Source organism: Amycolatopsis sp. CFH S0740 (assembly GCF_004522315.1).
In the GTDB taxonomy this organism is placed as follows: domain Bacteria; phylum Actinomycetota; class Actinomycetes; order Mycobacteriales; family Pseudonocardiaceae; genus Amycolatopsis; species Amycolatopsis nivea.
The window spans coordinates 75,782-92,613 of record NZ_SDLS01000013.1 but is presented as its reverse complement, the minus strand read 5'-3'; the positions used below and the strand labels follow the sequence as shown (position 1 = coordinate 92,613).

Genomic DNA, 16,832 nt, shown 5'->3' with positions numbered 1-16,832 from the left:
AGCCTCATGAAGGCCTCCGGATCCCAGGTACCCGGGGGGTGTACGACCCACCCTAGCGGGCACGCTAAGCTTGCTTCGCTCCCGGGTCACCGAGGGCGCTGCGGGTGTAGCTCAATGGTAGAGCCCTAGTCTTCCAAACTAGCTACGCGGGTTCGATTCCCGTCACCCGCTCCAAGCACTTCCGAGTTCGAGGACGACGCCGCGTCCGCCTCCAGGCGGGCGGCGATCACGTCCAGCAGCAGGTCAGTGTCCACCGGCTTCGTGATGTAGTCGTCCGCGCCCGAAGCCAGCGTGCGTTCGCGGTCTTCCTCCGTTGCCTTCGCTGTGACGGCGATCACCGGCAGGTCTTCGTGGGCCGCTTCGGCTCGGATGGCTGCGATGGTGGCGTTGCCGTCCAGTTCCGGCATCATCACGTCCATCAGCACCAACGCGGTGTCCTCGTGGCGTTCCAGCGCCCGGATTCCGGCCACGCCGGTGTCGGCGTAGATGACTTCCAGGCCCGCTTGTTCCAGGACCGCTGCGAGGGCGAAGACGTTGCGCAGGTCGTCGTCGACGATGAGGACCTTTTCGCCGTTGAAGCGTTTCGGGGCGCTGTTCGGTTCGGCCACGGTGATGGTGCTCGGCAGGACCGGCAGCTTCGGGGTCGGGCGCACGGGGGTCGTCGGGGCGATCAGGTTCGCGGCGCCGACCGGCAGGTACAGCGTGAAGGTGCTGCCCTTGCCGGGGACGCTGCTGACGCGCAGTTCGCCGCTCAACAGCTCGGTCAGCTGCTGACTGATCGACAGGCCAAGGCCGGTGCCGCCGTACTTGCGGCTCGTCGTGCCGTCCGCCTGGCGGAAGGCGTCGAAGATGACTTCCAGCTTCTCCTCGGGGATGCCGATGCCGGTGTCCTCGACGCCGAACGCGATGATCCCGGCCGCCGAGCGCAGCGATTCCTGTTCGACTTCCTCGGGGTCTGCCATCCGGATGTGCAGGCGTACGCCGCCCTCGTCGGTGAATTTCGCGGCGTTCGACAGGAGGTTCCGGAGCACCTGCTGGAGGCGGTGTTCGTCGGTGTGGACGCTGCCCGGCACCGGCGGGTCGATCATGACGGCGAACTCCAGGCCCTTGTCCGCGGTCAGCGGGCGGCACAGCGATTCGACGTAGTTCACCAGCTCCGGCAGCGTCACGTCGGACATCTGCAGGTCCAGCTTCCCGGCCTCGACCTTCGCCAGGTCCAGGATGTCGTTGATCAGCTGCTGCAGGTCGGAACCCGCCGCCCAGATCGTCTTCGCGAACTGGATCTGCTTCTCCGTGAGGTTGCCCTCCGGGTTCTCCGACAGCAGTTTCGCCAGGATCAGCGCGCTGTTGAGCGGAGTTCGCAGCTCGTGCGACATGTTCGCCATGAATTCGTTCTTGTACTGCGACGCGACCGTCAGCTGCCCGGCCCGTTCCTCGAGCTCCTGGCGGGCCTGTTCGATCTCGATGTTCTTGACCTCGATGTCGCGGTTCTGCTGGGCCAGCAGCGCCGCCTTCTCGGCCAGTTCGGTGTTCGACCGGCGCAGTTCGCCCTGCTGGGCCTGCAGCTGCTCGGACCGCGCGCGCAGTTCCTGGGCCAGCCGCTGCGATTCGGTCAGCAGCGCTTCCGTGCGCGAGTTCGACAGGATCGTGTTCACGTTGACGCCGATCGTGTGCCGCAGCTGCTCCAGCAGGTCCAGGTGCACCGCGGAGAACTCGTTGACCGACGCCAGTTCCAGCACGCCGAGCACCTCGCCCTGGAACAGCACCGGCAGCACGATCACGTTGACCGGCGGGGCCGAGCCGAGCCCGGACGACACCAGCGCGTACTCCGGGGGAGCGCCGTTGACCAGTATCGTCCGCCGGTCCACCGCGGCCTGGCCGATCAGCGATTCGCCGAGCCGGAAGCGCAGGCCGGTGCGCGCCTGGGCGAGGCCGTAGGCGGCGATGCAGTCGAGCAGCTTGTCCGGGTCGCCGGCGTCCTCGTCGTCGTGCGCGATGAAGAACGCGCCCTGCTGCGCGCTCACCAGCGGGGCCAGCTCCGACAGGATCAGCGTCGCCACCGACGCGAGGTCGCGGTGGCCCTGCATCCGCCCGGACAGCCGCGCCAGGTTCGTCTTCAGCCAGTCCTGTTCGCGGTTCGCGGAGGTGGTCTCCTTGAGGTTCGCGATCATCTGGTTGATGTTGTCCTTGAGGTCCGCCAGCTCGCCGGACGCGTCCACGGTGATGTGCCGCGTCAGATCGCCCGCGGTCACCGCCGTCGCGACCTGGCCGATCGCGCGGACCTGCGTGGTCAGGTTGCCCGCCAGCTGGTTCACGCTCTCGGTCAGCCGCTTCCAGGTGCCGGACACGCCTTCGACCTCGGCCTGACCGCCCAGCTTGCCCTCGGTGCCGACCTCCCGGGCGACCCGGGTGACCTCCGCGGCGAACGCGGACAGCTGGTCGACCATCGTGTTCATCGTGGTCTTGAGCTCGAGGATCTCGCCCCGGGCGTCGACGTCGATCTTGCGCGACAGGTCGCCGCGCGCGACCGCCGTCGTGACCTGCGAGATGTTCCGCACCTGACTGGTCAGGTTGTGCGCCATGAAGTTGACGTTCTCGGTCAGGTCCTTCCACGTCCCGGCCACGCCGGGCACCCGCGCTTGACCGCCGAGGATGCCTTCCGTGCCGACCTCGCGGGCAACCCGCGTCACCTCGTCGGCGAACGCGCGCAGCGTCTCGACCATGTCGTTCAGCGTCCCGGCCAGTGCCGCGACCTCGCCCGCCGCGTCGATGGAGATCTTCTTCGACAGATCGCCGTTCGCCACCGCGCTCGCCATCGTGGCGATGCTCCGGACCTGCACGGTCAGGTTGTCGGCCATGACGTTCACGTTGTCGGTGAGGTCTTTCCAGATCCCCGCGACGCCCGGAACGCGCGCCTGGCCGCCCAGCCGTCCCTCGGTGCCGACCTCGCGGGCGACCCGGGTGACCTCGTCCGCGAAGGCGGACAGCTGGTCGACCATCGTGTTCAGGATGTTCTTGAGCTCCAGGATCTCGCCGCGCGCGTCGACGGTGATCTTCTGCGTCAGATCGCCGCGGGCCACGGCCGAGGTGACCTGGGAGATGTTCCGCACCTGGTCGGTGAGGTTGTTGGCCATGAAGTTGACGTTGTCGGTGAGGTCCTTCCAGGTCCCCGCCACGCCCGGCACGGTCGCCTGACCGCCCAGTTTTCCTTCTGTGCCAACCTCTCGCGACACCCGGGTGACCTCGTCGGCGAAGGACGAGAGCTGGTCGACCATCGTGTTCAGCGTCGTCTTCAGCTCGAGGATCTCGCCGCGTGCGTCGACCGCGATCTTCTTCGTCAGGTCGCCCCGCGCGACCGCAGTCGCGACCTGCGCGATGTTCCGGACCTGCGCGGTGAGGTTGTTCGCCATGAAGTTCACCGAGCCGGTGAGGTCGCGCCAGATGCCGGCGACCCCGGGCACGGTGGCCTGGCCGCCCAGCTGCCCTTCGGTGCCGACCTCGCGGGCGACTCGGGTGACTTCGTCGGCGAAGGACGAGAGCTGGTCGACCATCGTGTTCATCGTGGTCTTGAGCTCGAGGATCTCGCCCCGCGCGTCCACGGTGATCTTCTGCGTCAGGTCGCCCTTCGCGACCGCGGTGGTCACGTGCGAGATGTTGCGGACCTGGTCGGTCAGGTTGTCGGCCATCTGGTTGACCGAGTCGGTCAGGCCGCGCCACGTGCCGGCCGCGCCGGGGACCTCCGCCTGACCGCCGAGGCGGCCTTCGGAGCCGACCTCGCGGGCCACTCGGGTGACCTCGTCGGCGAAGGACGAGAGCTGGTCGACCATCGTGTTCAGCGTCGTCTTCAGCTGCAGGATCTCGCCCCGGGCGTCGACGTCGATCTTCTTCGTCAGATCGCCCGCCGCGACCGCCGTGGCGACCTGCGAGATGTTGCGGACCTGGTCGGTCAGGTTGTCCGCCATCAGGTTCACCGAGTCGGTGAGGTCGCGCCAGGTGCCCGCCACGCCCGGCACGCGCGCCTGGCCGCCCAGGCGGCCTTCGGAACCGACTTCGCGCGACACCCGGGTGACCTCGTCGGCGAAGGACGAGAGCTGGTCGACCATCGTGTTGATGGTGTTCTTGAGCTCGAGGATCTCGCCCCGGGCGTCGACGTTGATCTTCTGCGTCAGGTCGCCGCGGGCCACCGCGGTGGTGACCGAGGCGATGTTCCGGACCTGCTCGGTGAGGTTGTCGGCGAGGAAGTTGACCGAGTCGGTGAGGTCGCGCCACGTCCCGGCCACGCCGGGGACCTCCGCCTGACCGCCGAGGCGGCCCTCTCCGGCGATCTCCCGGGACAGCCGGATCACCTCGGCGGCGAACCGCGACAGCTGCGCGTTGAGGCCGTTCACGGTCTTCGCCAGCTCGGCGTACTGCCCGCGCAGCGGACGGCCGTCCAGCTGCAGCGCCATCGGCTGCGACAGATCGCCCTCGGCGACCGCGCCCAGCACCCGGTCCAGCTCCACGACCGGGCGGCTGACGTCCTCGATCAGCCCGTTGACCGTGTCGACCGCGGTGGCCCAGCCGCCGGGGCCGATCTCGGTGCGCACGCGTTCGGTGAGCTTGCCCTCCTGGCCCACCTCGCCGCGCACGCGCATGAGTTCCGTCACGAGCCGCTGGTTGCGCTCGGCGATGTCGTTGAACGCCGACGCGAGCCGGGCGGTGATCCCGTCGCCGTGCGCCACGAACCGCCGCCGGAAGTTGCCGTCCCCGAGGTCGTGGACCGCGGCGAGCAGCCGCTCCAGTGCCGCGACCTCGTTCGCCGGGACGGAATCCGGGTCAGGGGCCCCGGAGTTCCGGGGGCTCCCGGAAGCCTGGGGAGTCTCTGTCATCTCTGCCGACCTTCCCACCACGCGTGTGCCAGCCATGGTCGTCGACCCAGCCTGCCACGGTTCGCCCTACACTTCGACCCAGTCCGCCCGCGCACACTGTGCCAACCTGGAAGGACCAGGACCGTCAGGTCGACCCGGAGGCAGGAGGTTCGTGCATGGTGTCACGGCCCGCTCCGGCGTCGGCCCTGCCACCCGGCGCCGAGCTGCCCGGGCACGCCGGTTTCTGGCGCTCGGTGCTCGACGACGTCCGGGAGCCGGTGTATCTCCAGGATCCGGAAGGCGCCCTGCGCTGGGCCAACGCGTCCGCGCAGCGGCTCGGCCCGGCCGAACTCGTCAGCGTGACCGAGACCACCGGCAAGGTCGGCCACCGCCCGGCCAAGGTCCGCGCGCTGCCCGGCGGCTGGCGCGCCTGGACCGTGGTCGACGACGGCCGCCGCCGTCCGGAAGAGTTCCTCGCCGAGGCCGGTCCGAAACTGGCGCTCGCGCGCGGACGGCACGGCACGGCGCGGGTGATCGCCGAGCTGGCGGCGTCCGCGTTGGGCGATTGCGCCTTCGTGCTCCTGCCGACGACCCGCGGCCGCTGGGAATGGTGGAGCTGCACCGAGCACGGCGCGGCGGGCCACGGCCGGATCCGGCGGGTGCCGGCCCAGCTCGCGCCGGTCGTGTCCGATGCGATCACGGAAGTCGCCCGGCCCGAGGTCCGCGCGGTCCCGGCGACTGAAGTGGCGGCGCTTCCGGCCGCGGTCGCCGAGCCGTTCGAGGGGCACCTTGAGGTGTCGGTGGTCTCGTTCGGCTCCGGCATGGCGGGCGCGGTGCTGCTCGGCAGGCGCGGCGAGCCCGCGTTCGGCCTGGCGCAAGGAGAAGCCGTCGAGGCGTTCGCGGACGCGGCCGGCACGGCGCTGGCCAACGCGCAGCGCTATGCCCGCCAGGAGGAAGCCACGCGCGGGCTCGAATCGACGTTGCTGCCGACGCCGCCCGCGCAGGTCGAGGGCGCGAATTTCGAGCTGTGGTACGAACCCGCGGGCGGGGTGCTGGGCGTCGGCGGCGATTTCTACGACGTTCTTTCCCGCGACGACGGCAGCGCGTTCCTGGTGGTCGGCGACATCTGCGGCAAAGGCGCCGAGGCGGCCGCGCTGACCGGCCGGGTGCGGCATTCGCTGGCCGCGCTGCATCTGGTCGAACGCGACGGCCGGACGATGCTGCGGCTGCTCAACGAACTCCTCATCTCCGGCGGCAGCAACCGGTTCGCGACGCTCGTGCTCGGCTCGGTCGCGGCCGCCGAGTCCGGGCTCGACGTCACCCTTGCCTCCGGCGGCCATCCCGCCCCGCTCGTGCTGCGGCGCGGGGGAGGGGTCGAGGAGATCAGCGTGCCCGGCACGCTCGTCGGCGTGTCGCCGCAGGCCCGCTTCGCCGAGGCGACGACGCACCTGGACGAGGGCGACGTCTGCCTGCTCTACACCGACGGCGTGACCGAAGCCCGCAACCGCACGGAATCCACCGAACTGTTCGGCGACGAACGGCTCTACACGGTGCTGGAGGACTGCGTCGGGCAACCGGCGCGCGAGGTCGTGCGCCGGTTGCGCGAGGCAGTGCGGGCCTGGCTCGGGAATTCCGGCCACGACGACATCGCGGTGCTGGCGATCGAGGCCGCGCCGCGAGCGGAGTAAGCACCGTTTTCCTTGCCCGGCACCGGAAAGCTACTTCCCGGGCTGGGTCTCCGGCTCCGGCGCTCGCTCCGCTTCCGGAACTGCCTCGGCGTCCGGTTTCGGCTCGGCCGTGCGGGCGGGCTCCGGGCGCTCGAAGTGTTCGCGGCACTGCCGTCCGAACCGGCGCGAGTGTGCGGTCATCGGTTCCACCTCCCCGGCTCGCCACCAGGATCGCGCGCCGGGACGGACTTCGCCACCGAATTGCGCCGCGTCAGCCGACCGGGTGGTCCGGTCTGTCTAATGTGGAATCTTGTCGCTCGGCGGTCCGGTGACGGTGCTCCGGGGGCGCTTCGTCTGTCCTGGCGGGGTTTTCGGCGGGGTCCGGTCCGGCTGACTCGTTTGGCTGGCCTGGCTTTCCGATGCCGGCGTGGTCTGGGCCGTCGTGCCGGGCGGAACAGTCGTGGTCTGCGCGGGCGTCGCCGCGTTCGTCGAACGGACCGGCGGCGCGGACGGCGAGTGCCGGGGAGCCGAGTCCGGTGAATCGGACGGAGCGGAAGAGGGCGGAGAAGCCGGAATCGGAGCCGGTTCGAGGCCTGGCGCGGACCCGGTGGCGGGGCGGAGCGGAGCGGCGAGCAGCAGCGTTCCCGCCGCGACCAGCACGACCGGCAGGCCCGCCGCGAGCACCGCGCGCCGCCGCGAGACCCGGTGGCGGCGGCAGAAGACCGCCAGCCGGGTTTTGATCGGAAGCCGCAACGTTTCCGTGCCGCGCAACGCACGCGCCACGGCGGTCGCGGAGGGCCTTTCTTCCGGATCGCGCATGGTCATCGCGCGCAGAGTCCTCGCCAGCGGTTCCGGCGTGCCCGGCGGCACCCGCGGCGACCGATGCAGCCGCACCACCGCGGTTTCCGCCGCCGTGCCCGGGTATTCGCGGACGCCGGTGAGGCATTCCAGGAGGACGAGCCCGAGCGCGTACACGTCCGAAGCCGGGCCGGGGTGCTCGCCGAGCACCTGCTCCGGCGAGAGGTACGCCGCCGTCCCGACGACCGCGCCGGTGTCGGTCACGCGGGTCGCGTCCACGATGCGCGCGACGCCGAAGTCGGCGATCCGCGGGCCGTCCTCGGACATGAGGATGTTGGCGGGTTTGAGGTCGCGGTGGGTCACCTCGTGCGCGTGGACGTGGGCGAGCGCCTCGGCCAGCTGCGCGCCCAGTTCGACGACCCGGTCGGCGGGCAGCGGTCCGGAGCGCAGCCGTTCGGACAGGTTGGGCCCGTCCACGCAGTCCATGACGAGGTACGCGTGCCCCTCGTCGACCCCGGCGTCGACGAACCCGACCAATCCCGGATGCCGCACCGCGCGCAGCGCCGCGATCTCCTGGTCCCGGCGGTTGCGGCCCAGTTCGACCGCTCCGGCGTGGAACAGCTTCACCGCGACCTCGGCTCCGGTTTCGCGGTCCTCGCCTCGGTGCACACTCGCGGTCGCGCCTTCGCCGATCCGCTCGCCCACCTCGTACCGGCCGGCCAGGACCAGCGGAGCGGGCCCGTACCGGCCCAGCGCGAACCGTCTCGCGGTCGTGCCCGCGTCCGAATCGCCGGTGCCGGTCATGTGCCGCTCGCCTTTCCCCCGGGTAGCGGGGACAACTTACTCGCCGCCGGGCGAGGACAAAAGCTGAGCCGCGGTCCGGGGGAGGGCGCACGAGGTCACGCCGCCGGGGCGGACCTCCCGGCGTTTCGCGAGTACAGTGGCAGCTGAGTACTACCGGCGCGCGCAATACTTGCAATCACATTGACCTGCGCCGATGCTGCTCGGGGCCCGCGGCCGCCCGCAACCGGGGCCGTCTGGAGGAGGTGCACCATGTCGGTGTCGGACGACGCCGTCGAGGCGCGCGCGCAAGGCTGGCGGACGCTGGCGGCGCTGCACGCGCGGATCGAAGACCGGCTGAACCGCGCGCTGGAAAGCGAGCACGAGCTGTCGGTGAGCGAGTACACGGTGCTCGACGTGCTCGGCCGCCAGGACGGCTTCCACCTGCGGATGAGCCAGCTGGCCAACGCGGTGGTGCTGAGCCAGTCGGCGACGACCCGGCTGGTCACCCGGCTGGAGGAGCGGGGCCTGCTGTCGCGCTACCTGTGCCAGGACGACCGGCGCGGCATCTACACCGAGGTCACGCCGTCCGGGCAGAAGCTGCTGGCCGCCGCCCGCCCGACGCACGACACGGCGCTTTCCGCCGCGCTCGCCGAGGCGGAGGAGCTACCGGAGCTGGCGCCCTTGGTCACCGCGCTGGGGTCGCTCACCTTCGCTGCTCAGTGACGTTCCTTCACGACCCTCGCAGACACGCGCTCGCCAGCCACCGGAAGAGCGAAACTCTCCGCGTACGCGATGCGTGAAGCTGCCCTCGGTCCAGGAGCGCGGTTGAACTGGTGCTGATGTCGTGAGGGGAACCCTGACGGAATCTGATTCCCTCAGGGTGGCCCTCACGGACCGCGCACCCCGCGTACCAGGCCAGGAGATCAGGGCCGCAGGCGGTGCAGGTCCCGGGGGAAGAGCGTCGCCCCGCGCACGTTCGCCACGCCCAGCACGCGCGCGACCCAGCGCTCCAGCCCGATCGCGAACCCGCCGTGCGGCGGCATGCCGTATGCGAACGCGTCGAGATAGTCCGAGTACTGCCCGGCCGCCTCGCCGAGCACGGCGAGGTAGTCCGCGTGCCGGTGCAGCCGCTGGCCGCCGGTCACCAGTTCCAGGCCGCGGAAAAGCAGGTCGAAACTGTTCGACCGGGCCGGGTCCGCCGGGTCCGGATGGGTGTAGAACGGCCGTTTCGCCATCGGGTATCCGGTCACGAACAGGAATTCCGACCCGTGTTCCCGCTCGGCCCATGCGCACAGCCAGCGTTCGTGTGCGGGCGCGAGGTCCGGTTCGCCGCGCGGGTCCTCGCCGGTGTTCCGGGCCAGAAGTTCTTGCGCCGCGGCGAAATCGATCGACGGGATCTCGTCCGGCACCGTCGGCGCGTCCGGTCCGGCCGCGGCGGCCATCTCCGCTACGACGTCGCGCAGCATGGCCATGACGTCGCGGTGGTCGGCGATGAAGCCCAGTTCCGCGTCGAGACTCGTGTACTGGGCCAGATGTCGTGCGGTGTCATGCGGTTCGGCCCGGAAAACCGGCCCCACCTCGTACACCCGCTCGAACACGCCGACCATGGCCTGCTTGAAGAACTGCGGCGACTGCGCGAGGTAAGCGGGACGGCCGAAGTAGTCGAGCTGGAACACATTCGCCCCGGATTCCGTCGCGGTGGCGACGATCTTCGGCGTATGAATCTCAGTGAATCCCTGCCTGTCCAACGCCCGGCGGAACGCCGCGACACTGGCCGCGGCCACCTCGAATCGCCGCCGCAGCACCGGATGCCGCAACGCGACCGCGGCATTGTCCAGCACCACCGGCAAACCGGCGGCCACTTCGGGCCGATAGAGATCGAACGGCGGCCGCTTTTCCGGCGCGGACAGCACTTCTAAAACCGGTTCCCGCAGTTCGATTCCTTGCGGTGCCTGCGGATTGGCGACCACCTGCCCGGTGAGCCGCACGACGGTCTCCTCGGCGACCTCCGGCGGCTCGGCGAACACCGCCTGCGCGGTGCCGGACCGGTCGCGGACGACCAGGAACGCCACGGATTTCAGCACGCGCCGGCGGTGCACCCAGCCGGCGATCGTCACGGTGGAGCCCACGCGGTCACGCAGGCAGGCCACCGGGGTGCGGGTACTCATTCCTTCTCCTGAGCGCACTCGGCGACCCCTTGGGGGTGCGGGCGAGAAGGGACACTCGCGGTGCCACCGCACCTTCGCCGCCGAGTGGGCGGCCTCGTTCTGGCCGGGTGACGGCGGCCGGGCCGGCGGGGCATTTCCTCCCCGCACTCAGGAGTGTCTTCGCGCAGGGCCGCGACGCTGCCTTCTCACCGGCGGCAGCTCTCTGTCCCTCGCGGTGCCCTGCGCTACTCGTCTCCGTCAACGTGTTGCCCGCAACGGTAAAACACCGCCACCGCCCGTGTCGCCTGATTTACCGCACGCCCAGCAGGTGCTCCAACGCCAGTTGGTTGAGCCGGGTGAAGTGGTAGCCGCGGCGGCCGGCCGCTTCGACGTCGAACTCGTCGGCGGCCAGATCGTCCAGGGTTTCGCCCTCGGACAGCGTCGGCGTCGCCAGCTCCGGCACCCGCGACGCGGCGAGCGCTTCGGCGACCTCCGGATCGGCGCGGAACGCACGGGCTTTCTCGCGCAGGATCAGGTAAGTGCGCATGTTCGCCGCCGCGGAAACCCAGACGTCCTCGGGATCCTCGGTGCGCAGCGGTTTGTAGTCGAAGTGCCGCGGGCCGTCGTAGCCGCCGTGCTCCAGGAGGTCGACGAGGAAGAACGCGCTGGCGAGATCGCCGTGCCCGAAGATCAGGTCCTGGTCGTACTTCGGGCCGTGCTGGCCGTTGAGGTCGAGGTGGAACAGCTTGCCCTGCCACAGCGCCTGCGCGATGCCGTGCACGAAGTTCAGCCCGGCCATCTGCTCGTGGCCGACCTCCGGGTTCAGCCCGAACAGCTCGGGCCGCTCCAGTTGCGAGATGAACCCGAGCGCGTGGCCGATCGTCGGCAGGAGGATGTCGCCGCGCGGTTCGTTCGGCTTCGGCTCCAGCGCGAACCGCAGGTCGTAGCCTTGCGAAACGGCGTAGTCGGCGAGGACGTCGAGCCCCTCCTTGTACCGGGCGAGCGCGGCGCGGACGTCTTTCGCCGCATCGGATTCCGCGCCTTCGCGGCCGCCCCAAAGCACGTAGGTCTGCGCGCCGAGTTCGGCGGCGAGGTCGAGATTGCGCCGGACCTTGGTCAGCGCGTACCGCCGGATGTCGCGGTCGTTGCTGGTCAGGCCGCCGTCCTTGAAGACCGGATGGCTGAACAGGTTCGTCGTCGCCATCGGCACGCGCAGGCCGGTTTCCTCGAGCGCGCGCTTGAACTTGGCGATCGCGGTGTCGCGGTCCGGTTCGGTGGCGAGGAGGTCGTCGTCGTGGAAGGTGACGCCGTACGCGCCCAGTTCGGCCAGCCGGTGCACGCTCTCGACCGGGTCGAGCGGCGGGCGCGTGGCGACGCCGAACGGGTCGGCCGCGGGCCAGCCGACGGTCCACAGTCCGAACGAAAATTTGTCCTCCGGTGCGGGGGCGTAGTCGGCCATGCCCGTCCCTTCATTTAGTTCACGTTGTAGACTAAATACTGCGCTACGGTCGTCCCGGCCGTCAAGAGCGGAGGTCTGCATGGAACCGGTCCGGCACGACGCGATGCGGGCGCGGAACCTCGAACTGGTGCTCGGCGAGATCAGCCGCGGCGGCCCGCTGACCCGCGCCGCGCTGGCGGAGCTGACCGGGCTGACCAAGTCGACGGTGTCCACTTTGGTCGGCTCGCTGCTGGACGCGGGCTTCCTGTCCGAGACCGCCGCCGTGCGCGCGGGGGAGCGCGGCCGGCCCGGGGTCGAGGTTTCGCTGAGCGGCGCGCGGATGGCTTCGCTGGGGCTCGAGGCCAATGTGGACTATCTCGCCGCGTGCGTCCTGGACTTGACCGGCACGGTCCGCCGGTCGGTTCGCATCGAGCGGGACAACCGCGGCGTGCCAGCGGAAACTGTGCTGAAGGCGGTGCGGGAACTGGCTTCCGCGGAGTTGGCCGAGGCGCGCGGGCTGGGCTTGACGGTCGCCGGCGCGGTGCTCGCGGTGTCCGGCCCGGTGCGGGACGGCGTGGTGCTGAGCGCGCCGAACCTCGGCTGGCGGAACGTTCCGGTCGAGCTGGAGCTGCCGGTCCCGGTTTCGGTGGACAACGAGGCGAATCTCGGTGCGCTTGGCGAGCTGTGGTTCGGTGCCGGGGCGGCGGATTTCCTATACGTGTCCGGCGAGATCGGCATCGGCGCGGGCCTCGTCGTGGACTCGCGGTTGTTCCGCGGCACCGGCGGCGAACTGGGGCACGTGCTGGTTTCCCCGTCCGGCCCGTCCTGTCGCTGCGGTGCGGCGGGCTGTCTGGAAACCTACGCCGGGCAGGAAGCGATGCTCACCGCGGCCGAAGTGTCCACAGTGGACGCTCTCGCCGCCGCCTTGGCCGAGGGCGACGACGCGGCGTTATCGGCCGTCTCGGCGGCGGGGGAAGCTCTAGGGCTGGCGCTGGCGTCGGCGGTCAATCTCGTGGATGTGGACCGCGTGGTGCTCGGCGGCGTGTTCGGGCCGCTGTTTCCCTGGCTGGCTCCCGCTGCGGAGGCTGTGTTGCGAACGCGGTTGACCGGCCTCCGCGGTTCGGTGCCGGTGCTGAGCCCGTCCGCACTCGGCGATTCCGCCGCGACGCTGGGTGCGGCGGGCCGCACCATCCACGGCGTTTTGGCTGATCCGGGGCCGTTCCTCGCCCGTTAGCCGAGGTTGTCGGCAAGCAGGGTCACGACGTCGCGCCAGGCTCGCTCGGCCTGCACCGGGTGATAGCCGACGCCGGGGAGGAGCCGCTGCTCCGGGCCGATCGGCGGGTGGTGGAACGCGTGCTGGGCGCCGCCGTAGACGGTGAGCCGCCAGTCGACGCCCGCCGCCTGCATCTCGGCGGCGAACGCGTCCCGTTGCGCGGCAGGCACGATCGGGTCCTCCGAGCCGACGCCCGCCCACACCGGGCAGCGGATGTTCGCTGCCTCGCCCGGACGGCCGGTGACCAGTCCGTTGATCGTGCCGATCGCGCGCAGGCCGACGCCCGCGCGGCCGAGCTCCAGCACGATCGCGCCGCCGGTGCCGTAGCCGATCCCGGCGATCCGGTCCGGGTCGGTCCGCGGTTCGGCGAGCAGCACGTCGAGCGCCGCGCGGCCGATGTCGCGCATCCGGTCCGGGTCGTCGAGCAGCGGCAGGCAGCGCGCCAGCATCTCGTCGGGATCGGTGAACCAGCGGCCGCCGTGGATGTCGAACGCGAGGGCCACGTAACCGAGTTCGGCCAGCGCGTCGGCCCGTGCGCGCTGAAAGTCGTTGAGACCGGTGCCTTCCGGCCCGATCAGGACCGCGGGCCGAGGGCCGGTCCCGGCGGGAAGCGCGAGACGCCCGACCATGGTGAGGCCGTCGGCCGGGTATTCGACGGTGCGCGTCGTGACGGTCTCCATGAGAACCCACCGTAATGAGCGCCGGGGTTCGGCGGGGTGCTGTTCACCGTCGGTGGACACGGCCATTCAGGTGACCCTCTCGCGGCGCTCCCGGAAACATGTTAGGAAAGCTTCCTAACTAAAGGAGGATCCGGATGCGCAAGACGATGGTGCTCACCGCGGCCGTGCTCGCGGTGTCCGGAGCGGTGCCCGCGGTCGCGATGGCGGGGGACAGTCCCGCCGCGGATTCCGCTGGCTGGCATCCGAAAGCGCGCAACATCGTCTACATCCAGGGCGACGGCATGGGCGCGGCGCAGCGGGAGTTCGTCCGGCTCGCGACGACCGGCCGCAAGGGCGACCTGGTCATGAACCGGCTCCCGGTCACCGGCATGGTGCACACCGACCCCGACGACCCGGAAGAACTCGTCACCGACTCGGCCGCGGCAGCGACCGCGCTCGCCACCGGGCACAAGACCCGCAACGGCGCGGTCGGCCAGGACGCGCAGGGCCGCCGTCTGCTGACCGTGCTCGAGCAGGCGAAACGCGCCGGCAAGTCGACCGGACTGGTCACCACCGCGCAGGTCACCGGGGCGTCGCCGGCCGCGTTCGCCTCCCACGTGCCGTCGCGGGATCTGCAGAGCGACATCGCGAAGCAGTACATCACCGAAAGCCGTCCGGAAGTCCTCCTCGGCGGCGGCGAAGACTGGTGGCTGCCGAAGGGCGATCCCGGCGCGTGGCCGGACAAGCCGGGCGAGGAAAGCCGCAGCACGCATGGAAACCTGATCGAGCAGGCGAAGCGCTCCGGCTACACCTACGTGCGGAACGCCAGCGAACTCGCCGCGACTCGCGCGCCGCGGCTGCTCGGCCTGTTCGCGAACGAGGACATGGTCGACTACGGCCCGGACGGCAAGGGCGCGTACCAGCCGAAGGTCGCGTTGCCGGTGATGGCGAAGAAGGCGCTCGACACGCTTTCCGCCAACCCGCGCGGCTTCTTCCTGTTCCTGGAAGAAGAAGGCATCGACGGAATGTCCCACGAAAACAACGCCCACGGCGTCCTCGACGCGGGCCGGGCGCTCGACGCGGCTGTCGCCGAGGTGCTGCGCTTCACCCGCTCGCATCCGGACACCCTGGTGATCATCGGCGGCGACCACGAGACCGGCGGACTGGCCATCGAGAACACCGACGGCGCGCCCGAAGGCAACGAGGACGGCCCGTTTCCCGTTCCCGGCACCAAACTTTCGCTGACCGTCGACTGGACGAGCGGCGACCACAGCGGCGTGCCGACCCCGGTCACCGCGACCGGCCCCGGCTCGGACCGGCTCGACGGGACGCTGGACAACACCGACGTCTACCGCGCGATGGTCTCCGCCGCGCACCTTTCATGAGGCGAGGTTCGTGACTCCGTCGTAGTCGTCGAGCGCGGCTGCTCCGGTGACGTCGTACTCCAGCAGCACCAACCCGCTGGGCGTGGCTTCGTGCCGGACAAGCCGCAACCCGGTCGCCGACACCGGATGCGGGAACTGCAGCCGTCCCGCCCCGAGCACCGTCGGCGTCATGACCAACCGGACCTTGTCCACGACCCCCGCGGACAACAGGGTATTGCCGAGCCGGGCGCTGCCGTGAATCTGCAGCTCCCGGCCCGGCTGCGCTTTGAGCTCGCGCACCGCGGTCGCAGGGTCGCCGCGCAGCACGGTGGTCGGGGCCCAATCGCCGGTTTCGAGCGTGTTCGACACGACGTACTTCGGCAGGGCGTTCATCCGCTCGGCGAACGGATCGTCCGGATCCGTGACGGCGGGCCAGTCCCGCGCGAACGACGTGTACGTGCGGCGGCCGAACAACAGTCCGTCCGCCAAATCCAGCCACTCCGACGCCCGCTGGACGAACGCCTGGTCGAGATGCGGAACGAACCAGCCGCCGCGGGAGAACTCGCCGCTGGTGTCCTCTGTGGACGATCCGGGCCCTTGGCTGACGCCGTCGAGCGTGACGAACGCGGTGAGGGAGATCTGCATCAGGCCCCGCCCTCCGCGACCCGGGCGAGCTGAGCCGTGACCGTGCCCCAGCCGTCCGCGAACCCGAGATCGGCGTGCCGTTCCCGGGCCGCCGGATCCCCGTGCCGGACGACGACGCGGTAATCCGTCCCGTCCGGATGATCCCGGAGGACGATCTCCGCCGTCATCGCGACCGGCTGCGGGTTCGCCGGCCGCCACGCGCTGTCGAGGGCGTTCGTGAAAACGATCCGCTCGAAGTCCTCGACGACGAGGAAACAGGCGTCGAGATGCGGGACGAAGATGTCGCCGTCCTCGCTCATCCGCGTGACGAACGCACCCCCGGCGCGCACGTCCAGCTCCTCGACGCGGCACCGCAGCGGGGAGGGAATCCACCACTGGGCGAGGCTGGCCGGGTCGGTCCAGGCGTCCCAGACGCGTTTGCGGGGCGCGCGGATGACGCGGCCGAGGGAAAGATCGAGGTCGGGGTTCACGGCTGGTCCTCCTGGCTGGTGACGAACTGCTCGAGCCGGTCGGTGCGCCCGGCCCAGACGCGCCGCTGCTCGGCGAGCCAGTCCTCGACGAGCGCGAACCGCTCGCGGTTGAGGACGCACGTCCGCACCCGCCCGGACTTCTCGGTGCGGATCAGCCCGTGCGACTCGAGCATCCGCACGTGCTTCATGAAGGACGGCAACGTCATCGGCGCGTCGCCCGCGAGCTCCCCGACACTCGCCGGGCCCACCCCGAGCCGCCGCACGACAGCCCGCCGGGTCGGATCGGCGAGGGCGGAGAAGACCCCGTCGAGCGTGGTCGAATACTGAGCCATGGGGCTAAGTATTGCGGGCGGGGATGGTTAGCGCAAGAGCTAAGTGTTTCGGGCCGCGGCGAGGCGTGCTCACAGTCGGAGTTTGAAGCGCTGGTGGCCGCCGGGCGGACGGGAAACCCTGCGCGAAGCGGGGTCAGCTGCTCGCGCTCTGTGAGGAACTCGGGAGTGTGGCTAGCCGAAGCTTCCGCTGCGTCCGGGCCGGGCTGGGCAGCCGATCCCGCCACCCGGGCCGGTCGCGGCGAGCGGCGCGGTAGGTGGCGTTGAGACCGCGTCGGCGCGCAAAACCCAGCTCGCGCCGATGAACCGGGTCGCGGCGTGTGGCACCGTAACGGGCATCGAGCGGACCCCAGCGCGCAAAACCCCATCCCGTGCGAGGGCGCCACAGCCGTATCCGCGAACCAAGACAACT

Annotated in this window: 13 protein-coding genes and 1 tRNA gene; 5 read left to right on the top strand and 9 right to left on the bottom strand. The window is 70.6% G+C overall.

Annotated features, from left to right (window positions below; genetic code table 11):
* Positions 1-100: 100 nt before the first annotated feature.
* Positions 101-174, top strand: a tRNA-Gly gene (locus EIZ45_RS22475).
* Here EIZ45_RS22475 and EIZ45_RS22470 read toward each other — a convergent pair.
* On the bottom strand, positions 126-4,781 hold the full coding sequence (locus EIZ45_RS22470; protein ID WP_051729026.1) for a HAMP domain-containing protein: 4,656 nt from the start codon (positions 4,779-4,781) through the stop codon (positions 126-128). The genes EIZ45_RS22475 and EIZ45_RS22470 overlap by 49 nt on opposite strands.
* Positions 4,782-5,023: 242 nt before the next feature.
* Here EIZ45_RS22470 and EIZ45_RS22465 point away from each other — a divergent pair, with 242 nt between their 5' ends.
* Positions 5,024-6,535, top strand: a complete 1,512-nt coding sequence (locus EIZ45_RS22465) for a PP2C family protein-serine/threonine phosphatase (protein WP_043828263.1) — start codon at positions 5,024-5,026, stop codon at positions 6,533-6,535.
* Between the two features lie 30 nt (positions 6,536-6,565).
* On the opposite strand, the gene EIZ45_RS46155 is transcribed toward EIZ45_RS22465, so the two are convergent.
* Together EIZ45_RS46155 and EIZ45_RS22460 are read right to left on the bottom strand one after the other, a co-directional pair.
* Positions 6,566-6,715 (bottom strand): hypothetical protein, encoded by a 150-nt coding sequence (locus EIZ45_RS46155; RefSeq protein WP_158691356.1) that lies wholly within the window; start codon positions 6,713-6,715, stop codon positions 6,566-6,568.
* Between the two features lie 96 nt (positions 6,716-6,811).
* Complete coding sequence (locus tag EIZ45_RS22460) at positions 6,812-8,116, bottom strand: serine/threonine-protein kinase (protein ID WP_134663093.1); 1,305 nt, start codon at positions 8,114-8,116, stop codon at positions 6,812-6,814.
* Positions 8,117-8,365: 249 nt separating this feature from the next.
* Between EIZ45_RS22460 and EIZ45_RS22455 the strand changes: the two genes are divergently transcribed.
* A complete protein-coding gene (locus EIZ45_RS22455; protein WP_037813922.1) occupies positions 8,366-8,818 on the top strand; it encodes a MarR family winged helix-turn-helix transcriptional regulator in 453 nt (150 codons plus the stop codon).
* A gap of 200 nt (positions 8,819-9,018) precedes the next feature.
* Here EIZ45_RS22455 and aspS read toward each other — a convergent pair whose 3' ends face one another.
* Positions 9,019-10,263 (bottom strand): aspartate--tRNA(Asn) ligase, encoded by a 1,245-nt coding sequence (aspS, locus tag EIZ45_RS22450; protein WP_134663092.1) that lies wholly within the window; start codon positions 10,261-10,263, stop codon positions 9,019-9,021.
* Between the two features lie 289 nt (positions 10,264-10,552).
* Complete coding sequence (gene xylA / locus EIZ45_RS22445) at positions 10,553-11,701, bottom strand: xylose isomerase (protein WP_134663091.1); 1,149 nt, start codon at positions 11,699-11,701, stop codon at positions 10,553-10,555.
* 79 nt (positions 11,702-11,780) lie between these two features.
* On the opposite strand from xylA, the gene EIZ45_RS22440 reads away from it, so the two are divergent.
* Positions 11,781-12,914, top strand: a complete 1,134-nt coding sequence (locus tag EIZ45_RS22440; RefSeq protein ID WP_134663090.1) for an ROK family transcriptional regulator — start codon at positions 11,781-11,783, stop codon at positions 12,912-12,914.
* Here the strand turns inward: EIZ45_RS22440 and EIZ45_RS22435 are convergent.
* A complete protein-coding gene (locus tag EIZ45_RS22435; RefSeq protein WP_134663089.1) occupies positions 12,911-13,633 on the bottom strand; it encodes a dienelactone hydrolase family protein in 723 nt (240 codons plus the stop codon). The two genes, EIZ45_RS22440 and EIZ45_RS22435, sit on opposite strands and share 4 nt — an antisense overlap.
* Before the next feature lie 134 nt (positions 13,634-13,767).
* On the opposite strand from EIZ45_RS22435, the gene EIZ45_RS22430 reads away from it, so the two are divergent.
* Positions 13,768-14,997: an alkaline phosphatase gene (locus EIZ45_RS22430; protein ID WP_134663088.1), complete on the top strand. Its 1,230-nt coding sequence runs from the start codon at positions 13,768-13,770 to the stop codon at positions 14,995-14,997.
* Here EIZ45_RS22430 and EIZ45_RS22425 read toward each other — a convergent pair.
* Genes EIZ45_RS22425 through EIZ45_RS22415 form a run of 3 tightly spaced genes read right to left on the bottom strand, consistent with a single transcriptional unit; the run spans position 14,992 to position 16,423 of the window.
* Entirely contained in the window at positions 14,992-15,621 is a 630-nt protein-coding gene (locus EIZ45_RS22425; RefSeq protein WP_134663087.1) for a dihydrofolate reductase family protein, read from the bottom strand. The genes EIZ45_RS22430 and EIZ45_RS22425 overlap by 6 nt on opposite strands.
* Entirely contained in the window at positions 15,621-16,091 is a 471-nt protein-coding gene (locus EIZ45_RS22420) for an SRPBCC domain-containing protein (RefSeq protein WP_134663086.1), read from the bottom strand. The genes EIZ45_RS22425 and EIZ45_RS22420 overlap by 1 nt, the downstream gene beginning before the upstream one ends.
* Entirely contained in the window at positions 16,088-16,423 is a 336-nt protein-coding gene (locus tag EIZ45_RS22415; protein WP_134663085.1) for a helix-turn-helix transcriptional regulator, read from the bottom strand. The genes EIZ45_RS22420 and EIZ45_RS22415 overlap by 4 nt, the downstream gene beginning before the upstream one ends.
* Positions 16,424-16,832 lie beyond the last annotated feature (409 nt).

Excerpts from the sequence above, each read along its gene's own strand:
- EIZ45_RS22425 (WP_134663087.1), bottom strand. The coding sequence starts at position 15,621 with ATGCAGATCTCCCTCACCGCGTTCGTCACGCTCGACGGCGTCAGCCAA.
- EIZ45_RS22435 (WP_134663089.1), bottom strand. The coding sequence starts at position 13,633 with ATGGAGACCGTCACGACGCGCACCGTCGAATACCCGGCCGACGGCCTC.
- EIZ45_RS22455 (WP_037813922.1), top strand. The coding sequence starts at position 8,366 with ATGTCGGTGTCGGACGACGCCGTCGAGGCGCGCGCGCAAGGCTGGCGG.
- EIZ45_RS46155 (WP_158691356.1), bottom strand. The coding sequence starts at position 6,715 with ATGACCGCACACTCGCGCCGGTTCGGACGGCAGTGCCGCGAACACTTC.
- EIZ45_RS22465 (WP_043828263.1), top strand. The coding sequence starts at position 5,024 with ATGGTGTCACGGCCCGCTCCGGCGTCGGCCCTGCCACCCGGCGCCGAG.
- EIZ45_RS22430 (WP_134663088.1), top strand. The coding sequence starts at position 13,768 with ATGCGCAAGACGATGGTGCTCACCGCGGCCGTGCTCGCGGTGTCCGGA.
- aspS (WP_134663092.1), bottom strand. The coding sequence starts at position 10,263 with ATGAGTACCCGCACCCCGGTGGCCTGCCTGCGTGACCGCGTGGGCTCC.
- EIZ45_RS22440 (WP_134663090.1), top strand. The coding sequence starts at position 11,781 with ATGGAACCGGTCCGGCACGACGCGATGCGGGCGCGGAACCTCGAACTG.
- EIZ45_RS22460 (WP_134663093.1), bottom strand. The coding sequence starts at position 8,116 with ATGACCGGCACCGGCGATTCGGACGCGGGCACGACCGCGAGACGGTTC.
- xylA (WP_134663091.1), bottom strand. The coding sequence starts at position 11,701 with ATGGCCGACTACGCCCCCGCACCGGAGGACAAATTTTCGTTCGGACTG.
- EIZ45_RS22415 (WP_134663085.1), bottom strand. The coding sequence starts at position 16,423 with ATGGCTCAGTATTCGACCACGCTCGACGGGGTCTTCTCCGCCCTCGCC.